This window comes from Streptomyces sp. NPDC019224 (genome assembly GCF_040632605.1).
Taxonomy (GTDB): domain Bacteria; phylum Actinomycetota; class Actinomycetes; order Streptomycetales; family Streptomycetaceae; genus Streptomyces.
On the sequence record NZ_JBEYCF010000001.1, the window covers coordinates 19,314 to 35,313 of the forward strand.

The 16,000-nt window shown below is 70.7% G+C and carries 12 protein-coding genes; 11 read left to right on the forward strand and 1 reads right to left on the reverse strand.

The features are described from left to right. Nucleotides 1–13: 13 nt before the first annotated feature. The 11 genes from nuoE (at nucleotide 14) to recQ (ending at nucleotide 15,291) form a co-directional block, all read left to right on the forward strand. Complete coding sequence (gene nuoE, locus ABZ564_RS00100; RefSeq protein WP_360847648.1) at nucleotides 14–829, forward strand: NADH-quinone oxidoreductase subunit NuoE; 816 nt, start codon at nucleotides 14–16, stop codon at nucleotides 827–829. After that, nucleotides 829–2,193, forward strand: coding sequence for an NADH-quinone oxidoreductase subunit NuoF (gene nuoF, locus ABZ564_RS00105; RefSeq protein ID WP_360846980.1), 1,365 nt, complete (start codon nucleotides 829–831; stop codon nucleotides 2,191–2,193). Before nuoE ends, nuoF begins: the two co-directional genes overlap by 1 nt. Then, nucleotides 2,190–4,697: an NADH-quinone oxidoreductase subunit G gene (locus tag ABZ564_RS00110; RefSeq protein WP_360846983.1), complete on the forward strand. Its 2,508-nt coding sequence runs from the start codon at nucleotides 2,190–2,192 to the stop codon at nucleotides 4,695–4,697. Before nuoF ends, ABZ564_RS00110 begins: the two co-directional genes overlap by 4 nt. Further along, on the forward strand, nucleotides 4,694–6,097 hold the full coding sequence (gene nuoH, locus ABZ564_RS00115; protein WP_360846986.1) for an NADH-quinone oxidoreductase subunit NuoH: 1,404 nt from the start codon (nucleotides 4,694–4,696) through the stop codon (nucleotides 6,095–6,097). Before ABZ564_RS00110 ends, nuoH begins: the two co-directional genes overlap by 4 nt. Next, a complete protein-coding gene (gene nuoI / locus ABZ564_RS00120; protein ID WP_360846989.1) occupies nucleotides 6,090–6,791 on the forward strand; it encodes an NADH-quinone oxidoreductase subunit NuoI in 702 nt (233 codons plus the stop codon). Before nuoH ends, nuoI begins: the two co-directional genes overlap by 8 nt. Further along, nucleotides 6,788–7,615 (forward strand): NADH-quinone oxidoreductase subunit J, encoded by an 828-nt coding sequence (locus tag ABZ564_RS00125; protein ID WP_360846992.1) that lies wholly within the window; start codon nucleotides 6,788–6,790, stop codon nucleotides 7,613–7,615. Before nuoI ends, ABZ564_RS00125 begins: the two co-directional genes overlap by 4 nt. After that, nucleotides 7,612–7,911, forward strand: coding sequence for an NADH-quinone oxidoreductase subunit NuoK (gene nuoK, locus ABZ564_RS00130; protein ID WP_018101339.1), 300 nt, complete (start codon nucleotides 7,612–7,614; stop codon nucleotides 7,909–7,911). The genes ABZ564_RS00125 and nuoK overlap by 4 nt, the downstream gene beginning before the upstream one ends. A gap of 15 nt (nucleotides 7,912–7,926) precedes the next feature. Next, nucleotides 7,927–9,873, forward strand: a complete 1,947-nt coding sequence (nuoL, locus tag ABZ564_RS00135; protein WP_360846996.1) for an NADH-quinone oxidoreductase subunit L — start codon at nucleotides 7,927–7,929, stop codon at nucleotides 9,871–9,873. A 4-nt stretch (nucleotides 9,874–9,877) separates the two neighbouring features. Beyond that, a complete protein-coding gene (locus ABZ564_RS00140; protein WP_360846998.1) occupies nucleotides 9,878–11,449 on the forward strand; it encodes an NADH-quinone oxidoreductase subunit M in 1,572 nt (523 codons plus the stop codon). Beyond that, nucleotides 11,446–13,110 (forward strand): NADH-quinone oxidoreductase subunit NuoN, encoded by a 1,665-nt coding sequence (nuoN, locus tag ABZ564_RS00145; RefSeq protein ID WP_360847001.1) that lies wholly within the window; start codon nucleotides 11,446–11,448, stop codon nucleotides 13,108–13,110. Before ABZ564_RS00140 ends, nuoN begins: the two co-directional genes overlap by 4 nt. 165 nt (nucleotides 13,111–13,275) lie before the next feature. Continuing rightward, complete coding sequence (recQ, locus tag ABZ564_RS00150) at nucleotides 13,276–15,291, forward strand: DNA helicase RecQ (RefSeq protein WP_360847651.1); 2,016 nt, start codon at nucleotides 13,276–13,278, stop codon at nucleotides 15,289–15,291. A gap of 18 nt (nucleotides 15,292–15,309) precedes the next feature. Here recQ and ABZ564_RS00155 read toward each other — a convergent pair whose 3' ends face one another. Beyond that, nucleotides 15,310–15,918, reverse strand: coding sequence for a Uma2 family endonuclease (locus ABZ564_RS00155; RefSeq protein ID WP_360847654.1), 609 nt, complete (start codon nucleotides 15,916–15,918; stop codon nucleotides 15,310–15,312). Nucleotides 15,919–16,000: the final 82 nt, after the last annotated feature.

The window sequence follows — 16,000 nt, forward strand, 5'->3', positions numbered from 1 at the left end:
AGTCAGTCTGGGGATGCCGCAGCTCCCCGCCCCCGCCTACCCGGCCGAGGTGCGCGCCAGGCTCGAAGCGGATGCGAAGGAGGTGATCGCCCGCTACCCCGGCAGCCGCTCCGCGCTGCTGCCGCTGCTGCACCTCGTGCAGTCCGAGGAGGGGTACGTCTCCCGTACGGGCATGGCGTTCTGCGCCGACATGCTCGGCCTCACCACCGCCGAGGTCACCGCGGTCGCCACCTTCTACACGATGTACCGGCGCAAACCCAGCGGCGACTACCAGGTCGGCGTCTGCACCAACACGCTCTGCGCGGTGATGGGCGGCGACGCGATCTTCGACCGGCTCAAGGAGCACCTCGGCGTCGGCAACGACGAGACGACCGAGGACGGCAAGGTCACCCTCGAACACATCGAGTGCAACGCCGCCTGCGACTTCGCACCCGTCGTGATGGTCAACTGGGAGTTCTTCGACAACCAGACCCCCGAGAGCGCGACCCGGCTCGTCGACGACCTGATCGCCGGCCGCACCGTCGAGCCCACCCGCGGCGCGCCCCTGTGCACGTACAAGGAGACCGCCCGCATCCTGGCCGGCTTCCCCGACGAGCGCCCCGGCGCCGTCGCGGCCTCCGGCGGCGCGGGCCACGCCTCGCTCATCGGCCTCAAGCTCGCCAAGGGCGAGGCCGCACCGCAGGCCCGGGTGGTGGGCCCGCGCGGCGAGGCGCCCGGCGACCAGCCGCAGAAGGGCGCCGAGCACCTCAGCTCCCACGACGCGCCGCAGCAGACCTCGGCATCCGACCCGGACTTCCCGGCCGGCCCCGCAGCCGAGGAGGGGGAGTGATGACGTTGGCCACCGAGATCGACCAGAACGGGACCAGCCCGGAGAAACTGCTCGCGCCCGTCCTGTCCGCCTTCTGGGACCAGCCGGACTCCTGGACCCTGGACACCTACCGCCGCCACGAGGGCTACGAGGGACTGCGCAAGGCCCTCGCCATGTCCCCGGACGACCTCATCGCGTACGTCAAGGACTCCGGTCTGCGCGGACGCGGCGGCGCCGGCTTCCCCACCGGGATGAAGTGGCAGTTCATCCCGCAGGGCGACGGCAAACCGCACTACCTCGTCGTCAACGCCGACGAGTCGGAGCCGGGGACCTGCAAGGACATCCCGCTCCTCTTCGCCAACCCGCACAGCCTCATCGAGGGCATCGTGATCGCCTGCTACGCGATCCGTTCCTCGCACGCCTTCATCTACCTGCGCGGCGAGGTCGTCCCCGTCCTGCGCCGGCTGCACGAGGCCGTGCGCGAGGCGTACGAGGCGGGCTACCTCGGCACGAACATCATGGGCTCCGGTCTCGACCTCGAACTCACCGTGCACGCGGGCGCCGGCGCGTACATCTGCGGCGAGGAGACCGCACTCCTCGACTCGCTCGAAGGACGGCGCGGCCAGCCCCGGCTGCGCCCCCCCTTCCCCGCGGTCGCCGGTCTGTACGCCTGCCCCACCGTGGTGAACAACGTCGAGTCCATCGCCTCGGTTCCCGCGATCCTGAACAAGGGCAAGGACTGGTTCAAGTCCATGGGCAGCGAGAAGTCCCCGGGCTTCACGCTGTACTCGCTCAGCGGCCACGTCGCGGGCCCCGGCCAGTACGAGGCCCCGCTCGGCATCACGCTGCGCCAGCTCCTCGACATGAGCGGCGGCATGCGCCCCGGCCACCGCCTCAAGTTCTGGACCCCCGGCGGCTCCTCCACCCCGATGTTCACCGACGAACACCTCGACGTCCCCCTCGACTACGAGGGCGTCGGCGCCGCCGGTTCCATGCTCGGCACCAAGGCGCTCCAGTGCTTCGACGAGACGACCTGCGTGGTGCGGGCCGTCACCCGCTGGACCGAGTTCTACGCCCACGAGTCCTGCGGCAAGTGCACCCCCTGCCGCGAGGGCACGTACTGGCTGGTCCAGCTGCTCCGCGACATCGAGGCCGGCAAGGGACGGATGTCCGACCTCGACAAGCTGAACGACATCGCCGACAACATCAACGGCAAGTCGTTCTGCGCCCTCGGCGACGGCGCCGCCTCGCCGATCTTCTCCTCGCTGAAGTACTTCCGCGAGGAGTACGAGCAGCACGTCACCGGCAAGGGCTGCCCCTTCGATCCCGCCAAATCGACCCTCTGGGCCGACGACAAGAACGCTCACCAGGGGGTGAACGCATGACAGTCACCACGAGTGCGCCCTCCGGGGGCGGCGAAGCGGCGATCCCGCCCGAGGACCTGGTCACGCTGACCATCGACGGCATCGAGATCAGCGTGCCCAAGGGCACCCTGGTCATCCGCGCCGCCGAACTCCTCGGCATCGAGATCCCGCGCTTCTGCGACCACCCCCTCCTCGACCCGGCCGGCGCCTGCCGCCAGTGCATCGTCGAGGTCGAGGGCCAGCGCAAGCCGATGGCGTCCTGCACCATCACCTGCACCGACGGCATGGTCGTCAAGTCGCAGCTCACCTCGCCGGTCGCCGACAAGGCACAGCGCGGCGTGATGGAGCTGCTGCTCATCAACCACCCGCTGGACTGCCCGGTCTGCGACAAGGGCGGCGAGTGCCCGCTGCAGAACCAGGCGATGTCGCACGGCGACGCGACCTCCCGCTTCGACGGGAAGAAGCGGACGTACGAGAAGCCCGTGCCGATCTCCACCCAGGTGCTGCTGGACCGTGAGCGGTGCGTGCTGTGCGCGCGCTGCACCCGGTTCTCCAACCAGGTGGCCGGCGACCCGATGATCGAGCTGATCGAGCGCGGCGCGCTCCAGCAGGTCGGCATCGGCGAGGGCGACCCGTTCCAGTCGTACTTCTCCGGCAACACCATCCAGATCTGCCCGGTCGGGGCGCTGACCTCGGCGGCCTACCGATTCCGCTCCCGCCCCTTCGACCTGGTGTCGACGCCCTCGGTGTGCGAGCACTGCGCCGGCGGCTGCGCCACCCGCACCGACCACCGGCGCGGCAAGGTCATGCGCCGCCTGGCCGCAAACGACCCCGAGGTCAACGAGGAGTGGCTCTGCGACAAGGGCCGCTTCGCCTTCCGCTACGCCCAGCAGCGCGACCGGCTCACCACCCCGCTGGTACGGGGCGAGTCGGGCGAGCTGGAACCGGCGAGCTGGCCCGAGGCGCTGGCCGCCGCGGCCGAGGGCCTGTCCGCGGCGCGGGGCCGGACCGGGGTCCTCACCGGCGGCCGGCTGACCGTCGAGGACGCGTACGCGTACAGCAAGTTCGCGCGGGTCGCCCTGGACACCAACGACATCGACTTCCGGGCCCGGGTGCACAGCGAGGAGGAGGCCGACTTCCTGGCCTCGCGCGTCGCCGGGCGCGGCAAGGACCTGGACGGCTCGGGTGTCACGTACACCTCGCTGGAGAAGGCGCCGACCGTGCTGCTGGTCGGGTTCGAGTCGGAGGAGGAGGCCCCCGGGGTCTTCCTGCGGCTCCGCAAGGCCCATCGCAAGCACGGACAGCGCACCTTCTCCGTCGCCTCGCACGCCACCCCGGGCCTGGTGAAGGCGGGCGGCGCGCTGCTTCCCGCCGCGCCCGGCACCGAGACCGAGTGGCTGGACGCCATCGCGGGCGGCGTCGGCCTGGAGGGCGAGGGCGCCGTCGCGGCCGAGGCACTGCGCGGTGAGGGCGCGCTGATCGTGGTCGGCGAGCGGCTGGCCGGGGTGCCCGGCGGGCTGACCGCCGCGGTCCGGGCCGCGACCGCGACCGGGGCCCGGCTGGTGTGGATCCCGCGCCGGGCGGGCGAACGCGGTGCGGTGGAGGCGGGCGCGCTCCCGTCGCTGCTGCCCGGCGGCCGTCCGGTCACCGACCCGCGCGCCCGGGACGAGGTCGCCGCCGCCTGGGGCGTCGCCGGGCTGCCGTCCCGCTCCGGCCGCGACACCGGCCGGATCATCGAGGCCGCGGCCACCGGCGAGCTGGGCGCGCTGCTCGTCGCCGGGGTGGGCGTCGAGGACCTGCCGGACCCGGCGCGGGCCCTTCAGGCCCTGGACCGGGTCGGCTTCCTGGTCTCCCTGGAGCTGCGGCCGAGCGAGGTCACCGACCGCGCCGACGTGGTGTTCCCGGTCGCCGCGGTCGCCGAGAAGTCCGGCACCTTCCTCAACTGGGAGGGCAGGGCGCGGATGTTCGAGGCCGCGCTGAAGCCCGACCAGATGACCCGCAACCTCGCCCCGGGCGACGCGCGGGTCCTGCACATGCTGGCCGACGCGATGGACGTCTCCTTCGCGCTGCCCGACCTGAAGGCCGCCCGCCGCGAGCTGGACCGGCTCGGCGGCCGGCGGGGCGAGCCCGCGGACGACCCGCGCTTCTCCGCGCAGCCGCTGCCCCGGCCCGGCGACGGCGAGGCGGTCCTCGCGGGCCACCGGATGCTGCTCGACCTGGGCCGCCTCCAGGAGGGCGACACCGCGCTCGCCGGGACCCGGCACGAGGCGGTGGCCCGGCTCTCGGCCGCCACGGCCGCGGAGAGCGGGGTCAAGGACGGCGACCTGCTGGCCGTGTCCGGACCCCTCGGCAGCGTCGAACTCCCGCTCCGGGTGACCGACATGCCGGACCGCGTGGTCTGGGTGCCGCTGAACTCCACTGGACGGGGCGTGCCGGCGACGACCGGGGCCCGCCCCGGCGGACTGGTCCGGATCGGCCCCGCCGCCGCCGGTACTCCCGACGTCACACCGGAGGTGCGGGCGTGACCGCCTTCGCTCAACTGGCCGCGGCACCGCACGGTTCGGTGCTCGCCGCCGAGGACCTGTCGATGTTCGGCGACGACCCCTGGTGGCTCGTCGTCGTCAAGGCCGTCTTCTGCTTCGCGTTCCTGATGGTGACCGTGCTCTTCTCCATCGTGTGGGAGCGCAAGGTCGTCGCCTGGATGCAGCTGCGCATCGGCCCCAACCGGCACGGCCCCTGGGGCATGCTCCAGTCGCTCGCCGACGGCATCAAGCTGATGCTGAAGGAGGACGTCGTCGTCAAGCGCGCGGACAAGGTCGTCTACGTCCTCGCGCCGATCGTCGCCGCCATCCCCGCGTTCATGGCGATCGCGGTGATCCCCTTCGGCCCGGCGGACAACGAGGTCTCGATCTTCGGCCACCGCACGGCGATGCAGCTCACCGACCTGCCGATCGCGATGTTGTACATCCTCGCGGTCGCCTCGGTCGGGATCTACGGCATCGTGCTGGCCGGGTGGTCGTCCGGTTCGACGTACCCGCTGCTCGGCGGGCTGCGCTCGTGCGCGCAGATGATCAGTTACGAGATCGCGATGGGCGCCGCGTTCGCCTCGGTCTTCCTCTACTCCGGGTCGATGTCGACCTCGAAGATCGTGGAGGCGCAGGAGGACCGCTGGTTCGTCATCCTGCTGCCGGTCTCCTTCATCATCTACATCGTCACGATGGTCGGTGAGACCAACCGCGCCCCGTTCGACATGCCGGAGTCCGAGGGCGACCTGGTCGGCGGCTTCAACACCGAGTACTCGTCGATCAAGTTCGCGATGTTCATGCTCGCCGAGTACGTCAACATGGTCACCGTCTCGGCCGTCTCCACGACCCTGTTCCTGGGCGGCTGGCGGGCCCCGTGGCCGGTCAGCACCTTCTGGGAGGGCGCGAACCACGGCTGGTGGCCGATGCTCTGGTTCGTCCTCAAGGTCCAGCTGCTGCTGTTCTTCTTCATCTGGCTGCGCGGCACGCTGCCCCGCGTCCGCTACGACCAGCTGATGAAGCTCGGCTGGAAGGTCCTGATCCCGGTCTCCGTCGTCTGGCTGATGCTGGTCGCCACGGTGCGGGCACTGCGCAACGAGGGCTACGACTTCTCGAAGATCCTGCTCTACGTGGCCGGTGCCGTGATCGCGGTGCTGCTGATCTCCTTCGTCGCCGACATCTTCCGCGACAAGAAGGACAGGGCCGCCGCCGCCGAGGCCGGCCCCGAGCCGGCGTTCGACCCGATGGCGGGCGGATTCCCGGTGCCACCGCTGCCCGGACAGACCCTGCCGCCCGTGCCGCGGCGCAGGCCGCGCCGTGAGCGGGAGCTCGTTGTCAGTGGCGGCGTGGATACTCAGAGTGACGGAAATCCGAGTGACGGAAAGGAGGCCGACGGTGTCTGAACTGCCTGATTCGCCGGGGTCCAAGAGGCCGGCGAAGCCCACCGGGCCGACGGGGTCGACGGCGTCCTCGCAGTCCTCCTCGTCCTCGGAGGACAAGTTCCAGAATCCGGTGGCCGGCTTCGGCGTGACCTTCAAGGCCATGTTCAAGAAGCGGTTGACGGAGCAGTATCCGGAGACGCCGAAGGTGACGGCGCCCCGCTTCCACGGCCGCCACCAGCTCAACCGCCATCCGGACGGGCTGGAGAAGTGCGTCGGCTGCGAGCTGTGCGCCTGGGCCTGTCCGGCCGACGCGATCTACGTGGAGGGCGCGGACAACACCGAGGAGGAGCGGTACTCCCCGGGCGAGCGCTACGGCCGCGTCTACCAGATCAACTACGCGCGCTGCATCTTCTGCGGACTGTGCATCGAGGCGTGCCCGACCCGGGCGCTCACGATGACCAACCAGTTCGAGCTCGCCAACACCACCCGCGAGAGCCTCATCTACACCAAGGACGAGCTGCTCGCCGGCCTGGAGGAAGGCATGGTCGACAGCCCGCACGCGATCTACCCCGGCATGGACGAACAGGACTACTACCGGGGCCTGGTCACCGAGGCCGCCCCCGGTACGGAGCGCCAGCCCGCCGTCTCCCAGGGCGAGAAACCGGCCGACGGGAACGGCGGGAACAACGGCGCCGCGCAGGAGGTGGACGCATGACCGGCCTGGCCGCAGCGGCCTCGCAGACCTCGACCGGCGAGGCCGTCCAGTTCTGGGTGCTCGGCACGGTCGCCGTGATCGGAGCCCTGTCCACCGTACTGATGAAGAAGGCCGTGCACAGTGCGCTGAGCCTCGCCGGGACGATGATCGTCCTGGCGGTGTTCTACCTCGCCAACGGCGCGTACTTCCTCGGCATCGTGCAGGTCGTCGTCTACACCGGCGCGATCATGATGCTGTTCCTCTTCGTGGTCATGCTCGTCGGCGTCACGGCGGCGGACTCGCTGAAGGAGACCCTCAAGGGCCAGCGCTGGCTGGCCGCCGGATGCGGCGTCGGCTTCGGCGTCCTGCTGATCGCCGGCATCGGCAACGCCTCGCTGAAGAGCTTCAACGGCCTGGGCACCGCCAACACCGTGCACGGCGGAAACGTGGAGGGGCTGGCCAACCTCATCTTCACCAAGTACGTCTTCGCCTTCGAGATCACCGGCGCGCTGCTGATCACCGCGACGGTCGGCGCGATGGTGCTCACGCACCGCGAGCGCACCGAACGGGCCAAGACCCAGCGGGAGCTGTCCGAGGAGCGCGTGCGGAGCAACCACCTCCCGCCGCTGCCCGCCCCCGGCGTCTACGCCCGGCACAACGCGGTGGACATCGCGGGCCTGCTCCCCGACGGCACCCCGTCCGAGCTCACCGTCATGCGGACGCTGCGCAAACGCGGCCAGATGCGCGACGTGTCCCAGGAATCACTGGCCGGCCTCAAGGCACTGGAGCAGCGCTCCGGTGAGCGGCTCGGCCGGGACACCGAAGAAGAGGAGGTCGCCAAGTGAATCCGGTCAACTACCTCTATCTCGCCGCCCTGCTGTTCACCATCGGCGCGGCCGGGGTGCTGATCCGGCGGAACGCGATCGTGGTGTTCATGTGCGTGGAGCTGATGCTCAACGCCTGCAACCTCGCGTTCGTCACCTTCTCCCGCATGCACGGCAACCTCGACGGCCAGATCATCGCCTTCTTCACGATGGTCGTCGCCGCCGCGGAGGTCGTGGTCGGGCTCGCGATCATCGTGTCGCTGTTCCGTTCCCGCCACTCGGCCTCGGTCGACGACGCCAGCCTGATGAAGCTGTAGAGGGGCGCTTGTACCGTGGAGAATCTGATCGCGCTGCTCGTCGCGGCGCCCCTGCTCGGAGCGGCGGTGCTGCTCTGCGGCGGCCGGCGCCTCGACCGCGCCGGGCACTGGCTCGGCACCCTGCTCGCCGCCGCCTCGTTCGTCGTGGCCGTGGTGCTCTTCACCGACATGCTGGGGAAGAGCGCCGAGGACCGGGCGATGCACCAGAAGCTGTTCAGCTGGATCCCGGTCGAGGGCTTCCAGGCCGACGTGGCCTTCCAGCTCGACCAGCTGTCGATGACCTTCGTCCTGCTGATCACCGGTGTGGGCACGCTGATCCACATCTACTCGATCGGCTACATGGAGCACGACGAGCGCCGGCGCCGCTTCTTCGGCTATCTGAACCTGTTCCTCGCGGCGATGCTGATCCTGGTCATCGCCGACAACTACCTGCTGCTGTACGTCGGGTGGGAGGGCGTCGGTCTGGCGTCGTACCTGCTCATCGGCTTCTGGCAGCACAAGCCCAGCGCGGCCACCGCCGCGAAGAAGGCGTTCCTGGTCAACCGCGTCGGCGACATGGGCCTGTCGATCGCGATCATGCTGATGTTCACCACCTTCGGCACGTTCGCCTACGGCCCCGTCCTGGAGGCGACCGGCGAGACGAGCGAGGGCAAACTGACGGCGATCGGCCTGATGCTGCTCCTCGCCGCCTGCGGCAAGTCCGCCCAGGTGCCGCTGCAGTCCTGGCTCGGTGACGCGATGGAGGGCCCGACCCCGGTCTCCGCCCTCATCCACGCCGCCACCATGGTCACCGCCGGTGTCTACCTCATCGTCCGCTCCGGTGCGATCTTCAACGCCGCCCCGGACGCGCAGCTGGTCGTCGTGGTCGTCGGTGCCGTCACGCTGCTCTTCGGTGCGATCGTCGGTTGCGCGAAGGACGACATCAAGAAGGCCCTCGCCGGTTCCACGATGTCGCAGATCGGCTACATGATCCTGGCCGCCGGGCTCGGCCCGATCGGGTACGTCTTCGCGATCATGCACCTGGTGACGCACGGCTTCTTCAAGGCCGGGCTCTTCCTCGGCGCCGGTTCGGTCATGCACGGCATGAACGACGAGGTGGACATGCGGAAGTTCGGCGGCCTGCGGAAGTACATGCCGGTCACCTTCGTCACCTTCGGCCTCGGCTACCTCGCGATCATCGGCTTCCCCGGCCTGTCCGGCTTCTTCTCCAAGGACAAGATCATCGAGGCGGCCTTCGCCAAGGGCGGCACCGAGGGCTGGATCCTCGGCTCCGTGGCCCTGCTGGGCGCCGCGATCACCGCGTTCTACATGACGCGCGTGATGCTGATGACGTTCTTCGGCGAGGAGCGCTGGCGCCGCACACCGACGCCGTCCCCGGCCGCGCCGGACGTCGAACCGGCCGCCGAGACGCGCGGCGAGCACGCGGAGCCCCACCCGCACGAGTCCCCGAAGTCCATGACGATCCCGATGATCGTGCTGGCCTTCGGCTCGGTCTTCGCCGGCGGCTTCTTCTCCATCGGCGACCGCTTCCTGCACTGGCTGGAGCCCGTCACCGGCCACGACCACGGACACGCCCCGATCGGCGCGTCGACGGTCACCGCGGCCACCATGGTGGCGCTCGTCATCGGTGCCGCCCTCGCCTGGGCGATGTACGGCCGCAAGCCGGTGCCCGTGGTCGCCCCGCGCGGCTCGCTGCTCACCCGGGCCGCGCGCCGCGATCTCCTCCAGGACGACTTCAACCACGTGGTCCTGGTCCGCGGCGGCGAACACCTCACCCGCTCCCTGGTCTACGTCGACCACACCCTGGTCGACGGTGTCGTCAACGGCACGGCCGCCACCATGGGCGGGCTCTCCGGCCGCCTGCGCAAACTGCAGAACGGCTACGCCCGCTCCTACGCGGTCTCGATGTTCGGCGGTACGGCGGTTCTCATCGCCGCGACCCTGCTGATGAGGGCGGTCTGATCACATGTCCTTTCCCCTCCTGACAGCGACGGCGGCGCTCCCGGCGATCGGCGCGGTGGCCACCGCCGCCGTCCCGGCCGCCCGGCGCACCACCGCCAAATGGCTGGCGCTGGTCTTCTCGCTGGCCACGCTCGTCCTGGCGGGCATCGCGCTCGTCCGGTTCGAGCCCGGCGGCAGCCGCTACCAGCTCACCGAGTCGCACGCCTGGATCGCGGACTTCGGCGTCCGCTACGAGCTGGGCGTCGACGGCATCGGCGTGGCGCTCATGGCGCTCACCGCCCTGCTGATCCCCTTCGTCATCCTGGCCGGCTGGCACGACGCCGAGCCCCTGGAGACGAACTCCTCGCGCTGGCGCCCCACCCAGGGCTTCTTCGCCCTGATCCTGATGGTCGAAGCGATGGTGATCCTCTCCTTCGAGGCCACCGACGTCTTCCTCTTCTACATCCTGTTCGAAGCCATGCTCATCCCGATGTACTTCCTCATCGGCGGCTTCGGGGACCGGGCCCACGCCGGCAGCGACGAGAACGCGGCGGCGCAACGCTCGTACGCCGCGGTCAAGTTCCTCCTCTACAACCTGGTCGGCGGCCTCATCATGCTGGCCGCGGTGATCGGCCTGTACGTGGTCGCGGGGACGTTCTCGCTCTCCGAGATCGCCGCGGCCCGCGCCGACGGCTCGCTGACCATGGCGACGAGCACCGAACGCTGGCTCTTCCTCGGGTTCTTCTTCGCCTTCGCGGTGAAGGCCCCGCTGTGGCCGCTGCACACCTGGCTGCCCAACGCCATGGGCGAGGCGACCACCCCGGTCGCCGTGCTGATCACCGCCGTCGTCGACAAGGTCGGCACGTTCGCGATGCTCCGCTTCTGCCTCCAGCTCTTCCCGGAGGCCAGCAAGTGGGCCACCCCGGTGATCCTGGTGCTGGCGCTGATCAGCATCGTCTACGGGGCGCTGCTCGCCGTCGGCCAGCGCGACATCAAGCGGCTGATCGCCTACGCCTCCATCTCGCACTTCGGCTTCATCATCCTGGGCATCTTCGCGATGACCAGCCAGGGCCAGTCGGGCGCGACGCTGTACATGGTCAACCACGGCATCTCGACGGCCGCGCTGATGCTGGTCGCGGGCTTCCTGATCAGCCGCCGCGGCTCGCGCCTCATCTCCGACTACGGCGGGGTGCAGAAGGTGGCCCCGGTACTGGCCGGCACCTTCCTGATCGGCGGCCTGGCCACGCTGTCGCTGCCGGGGCTCGCCCCCTTCGTCAGCGAGTTCCTGGTCCTGGTCGGCGCGTTCGCCGCGTATCCGGCGGTCGGCATCATCGCCACCACCGGCATCGTGCTCGCCGCGATCTACGTCCTGGTCCTCTACCAGCGCACCATGACCGGCCCCGTGAAGGCCGAGGTGCAGGGCATGGCGGACCTCAAGGTCCGTGAGCTCGTGGTGGTCGTCCCGCTGATCGCGCTGCTGCTCTTCCTGGGTGTCTACCCGAAGCCGCTGACGGACATCGTCAACCCGGCGGTGCGGCACACCATGTCGGACGTACAGAAGAAGGACCCCCAGCCCGAGGTGGAGGCCGCCAAGTGAGCGCAACAGCTGTCCACAGCCTGTGGACGACGGCGGGCGGGGTGACATCTGCCGCCCCGGACGAGAAGTTCAAGGCCCCGGTCATCGAGTACACCCAGCTGACCCCGGTCCTGATCGTGATCGGCGTCGCCGTCCTCGGCGTGCTCGTCGAGGCATTCGTGCCGCGCCGGGCCCGCTACCACACCCAGGTCCTCCTGACCGTCGTCGCCCTGGTCGCCGCGTTCGCCGCGGTGGTCGGCCTGGCGGCCGGCGGCTACGGGACCACCAAGGCGCACATCGCCGCGATGGGCGCCATCGCGGTCGACGGACCGGCCCTGTTCCTCCAGGGCGTCATCCTGCTGACGTCCCTGGTCGCGGTCTTCACGTTCGCGGAGCGCCGGCTCGACCCCCGGTCACACGGGAACACCGTCGACTCGTTCGCCGCGCAGGCCGGGGCCGTCCCCGGCAGCGACAGCGAGAAGGCGGCGGTCAGGGCCGGGTTCACCACCACCGAGGTCTTCCCGCTGCTCCTCTTCGCGGTGGCCGGCATGCTGGTCTTCCCGGCCGCCAACGACCTGCTGACGCTGTTCGTGGCCCTGGAGGTCTTCTCCCTCCCGCTGTACCTCCTGTGCGCCGTCGCCCGCCGCAAGCGGCTGATGTCGCAGGAGGCGGCCGTGAAGTACTTCCTGCTCGGCGCGTTCTCCTCGGCGTTCCTGCTGTTCGGGATCGCCCTCCTCTACGGATACGCGGGCTCCGTCTCGTACGCGCGGATCGCGACCGTCGTCGACGGCTCGATCCAGCGCATCGACCCCGCCCTCGCCGACACCATGGGCAACGACGCGCTGCTGCTCATCGGCGGCGCGATGATCCTGACCGGCCTGCTCTTCAAGGTCGGCGCCGTCCCGTTCCACATGTGGACCCCGGACGTCTACCAGGGCGCCCCGACCCCGGTCACCGGCTTCATGGCCGCCGCCACCAAGGTCGCCGCGTTCGGCGCGCTGCTGCGCCTGCTGTACGTGGTGCTGCCGGGCCTCACCTGGGATCTGCGACCGGTCATGTGGGGCATCGCGATCGTCACGATGGTGGGCGGCGCGGTCGTCGCGATCACCCAGACCGACATCAAGCGGCTGCTGGCCTACTCCTCGATCGCCCATGCCGGGTTCATCCTGGCCGGTGTGATCGCGGCCACCCCCGAGGGCATCTCGTCCGTCCTCTTCTACCTCGCCACGTACTCCTTCGTGACGGTCGGCGCCTTCGCCGTCGTCACGCTGGTGCGCGACGCGGGCGGCGAGGCGACGCACCTGTCGAAGTGGGCCGGGCTCGGCCGGCGCTCCCCGCTGGTCGCCGCGGTCTTCGCGGTGTTCCTGCTGGCCTTCGCCGGTATCCCGCTGACTTCCGGCTTCTCCGGGAAGTTCGCGGTGTTCAAGGCGGCGGCCGACGGCGGCGCGGGCGGCCTGGTCGTGGTCGGTGTGATCTCCTCGGCGATCGCCGCGTTCTTCTACATCCGGGTCATCGTGCTGATGTTCTTCAGCGAGCCGAAGGCGGACGGCCCCACGGTCGCCGTCCCCTCCCCGCTGACGATGACCACCATCGCGGTGGGCGTGGCCGTCACCGTGGTGCTGGGCCTCGCCCCGCAGTACTTCCTGGACCTGGCGAGCCAGGCGGGGACCTTCGTGAGGTAACCGGAACGGCCGCACGCGAACGCCGGACGGGCTTGGCACTCCCTCGGGAAGTCAAGCCCGTCCGGCGTTGTCACAGGCGGCGCCTATCGTGGCGGGGGAGAGCGCCGGGACGCGGCGGGAGCGGTACCGGGGGACAGAGCGATGAGCGGGACGGGCGTGACGGGCATGACCACGGATGTGACCACGGGCGGGGCCGCCGGTGCGACCGAGAGCGAGGCGCGGCGGACCCTGCACCGCGTCTTCGGCTACGAGGCGTTCCGCGGCGAGCAGGAGGCGATCGTCGACCACGTGGTGGCCGGCGGGGACGCCGTCGTGCTCATGCCCACCGGTGGCGGCAAGTCCCTCTGCTACCAGATCCCGGCCCTGGTCCGCCGGGGCACCGGCATCGTGATCTCCCCGCTGATCGCCCTCATGCAGGACCAGGTCGACGCGCTGCGGGCGCTCGGCGTCCGGGCCGGCTTCATCAACTCCACGCAGGACTTCGACGAGCGCCGCTCGATGGAGGCCCAGTTCGTGGCGGGCGAGCTCGACCTGCTCTACCTCGCCCCGGAGCGGCTGCGGCTCGACTCCACGCTCGCCCTGCTCTCCCGGGGCGAGATCTCCGTCTTCGCGATCGACGAGGCGCACTGCGTCGCCCAGTGGGGCCACGACTTCCGTCCCGACTACCTCGCCCTGTCGGTCCTCGGCGAGCGCTGGCCGGAGGTGCCGCGCATCGCCCTGACGGCCACGGCGACGGACACCACGCACCGCGAGATCACCCAGCGTCTCGGCATGCCCGACGCCAAGCACTTCGTGGCCAGCTTCGACCGGCCCAACATCCAGTACCGGATCGTGGGCAAGGCCGACCCGAAGAAGCAGCTGCTCACCTTCCTCAAGGAGGAGCACGCCGGGGACGCGGGCATCGTCTACTGCCTCTCCCGCGCGTCCACGGAGAAGACCGCCGAGTACCTCTGCCGCAACGGCATCGAGGCCGTCCCGTACCACGCGGGCCTGGACGCCGGGACCCGCGCGGCCCACCAGTCCCGCTTCCTGCGCGAGGAGGGCCTGGTCGTCGTCGCGACGATCGCCTTCGGCATGGGCATCGACAAGCCGGACGTCCGCTTCGTCGCCCACCTGGACCTCCCGAAGTCCGTCGAGGGCTACTACCAGGAGACCGGCCGGGCCGGCCGCGACGGCGCCCCGTCCACGGCGTGGATGGCGTACGGCCTCCAGGACGTCGTCCAGCAGCGCAAGCTCATCCAGGGCGGCGAGGGCGACGAGTCCTTCCGCCGCCGGGCCGCCTCCCATCTGGACTCCATGCTCGCCCTGTGCGAGACCGCCCAGTGCCGCCGCGCCCAGCTCCTCACGTACTTCGGCCAGGAGCCCACCGCCGCCTCCTGCGGCAACTGCGACACCTGCCTCACCCCGCCCGAGACCTGGGACGGCACGGTGGCCGCCCAGAAGCTGCTGTCCACCGTGGTACGGCTGAAGCGGGAGCGCGGGCAGAAGTTCGGCGCCGGCCAGATCATCGACATCCTGCTCGGCCGCCGCACGGCCAAGGTCATCCAGTTCGACCACGACCAGCTCTCGGTGTTCGGCATCGGCGAGGAGCTGGCCGAGGCGGAGTGGCGCGGCGTCGTCCGCCAGCTCCTCGCCCAGGGCCTGCTGGCCGTCGAGGGCGAGTACGGCACGCTGGTCCTGACCGAGGAGAGCGGCAAGGTCCTCGGCCGCGAGCGCGAGGTCCAGCTCCGCAAGGAGCCGAAGAAGCCGACGATCTCCCGGTCCTCGTCCGGCCGGGGCGAGCGCAAGCCCAAGGCGGCGGCCGCCGACCTCCCCGAGACGGCCGTCCCCGTCTTCGAGGCCCTGCGCGCCTGGCGCGCCGCCCAGGCCAAGGAACTGGGCCTCCCCGCCTACGTGATCTTCCACGACGCGACCCTGCGTGAGATCGCCACGGTCCACCCGTCGACGCTCGGCGAGCTGGGCGGCGTCAGCGGCCTGGGCGAGAAGAAGCTGGCGACGTACGGGGAGGGGGTGCTGGAGGTCCTGGCGGGGCTCGACGCGGCCGCCCCGGCCCCGGAAGGCGCCCCGCCGGTCCCGGTCCCGGAGACGCCCGCCGCCGCCCCCGCCACCCGGCCCGCCCAGGCCCCGGCCCACGACGACGCCGAGTTCGGCTGGGACGAGGAGCCCCCGGAGTACGAGTAGGGGCCGGGAGGGGCGGGCCTACTGCGGGTCCGCCACCCGGCGGCGCGGCGTGATGGCGCTGAGGTCGAGGTCGACCGGGAACGGGACGGACACCTTCATCCGGTCGTGGAAGATCCCCGTCGAGGTGTAGGCGCCGGTGGCGGGCTCCAGCTCGAAGACGTACACGACCGTGCGCCCGTCCTGATCCTCCACCCGCCAGTAGTGCGGGATCCTCGCCCGCGCGTACTTCACGGGCTTCGTCTCCCGGTCACGGGTGACGGAGTCGTCGGAGACGACCTCGATGGCGAGAAGCACGCTGCTGGCGGGGAAGCGGGTCTGCCGCAGACTTTCGACGGCGTCGGCGCGCACGACGACGACATCGGGCTCGGGGCGGTTCGAGCGGTCGATGTCGATCGTGAAACGGGCCACGGACTCCAGATCCCGCGGCGCCGAGGACAGCAGGTGTCTGCTGAAGAGGCTGACAGCCCGGGAATGGAAAACGGTCTGAGGGCACGCGAACACCAGACTGCCGTCGATCAGCTCCGTGTGGGGAGGCAGGTTCGGCAGCGTATCCAGGTCATCGGCGGTCCAGCCGCCCTCGGGCGGAACCGCCCACCGCGGCCCGGGATGCGGAGGCTCGGCGTTCATCGGCGTTCCCATACGGCGAAGTCTCGCGCCCCGGGCCGCGCGTGCGCGCATGACGGGGGCCGGGTTCCTCCCCATGGGTGAC

Coding starts and splice junctions, on each gene's coding strand:
- nuoE (WP_360847648.1), top strand. CDS start 14: ATGCCGCAGCTCCCCGCCCCCGCCTACCCGGCCGAGGTGCGCGCCAGG.
- nuoF (WP_360846980.1), top strand. CDS start 829: ATGACGTTGGCCACCGAGATCGACCAGAACGGGACCAGCCCGGAGAAA.
- ABZ564_RS00110 (WP_360846983.1), top strand. CDS start 2,190: ATGACAGTCACCACGAGTGCGCCCTCCGGGGGCGGCGAAGCGGCGATC.
- ABZ564_RS00125 (WP_360846992.1), top strand. CDS start 6,788: ATGACCGGCCTGGCCGCAGCGGCCTCGCAGACCTCGACCGGCGAGGCC.
- ABZ564_RS00140 (WP_360846998.1), top strand. CDS start 9,878: ATGTCCTTTCCCCTCCTGACAGCGACGGCGGCGCTCCCGGCGATCGGC.
- recQ (WP_360847651.1), top strand. CDS start 13,276: ATGACCACGGATGTGACCACGGGCGGGGCCGCCGGTGCGACCGAGAGC.
- ABZ564_RS00155 (WP_360847654.1), bottom strand. CDS start 15,918: ATGAACGCCGAGCCTCCGCATCCCGGGCCGCGGTGGGCGGTTCCGCCC.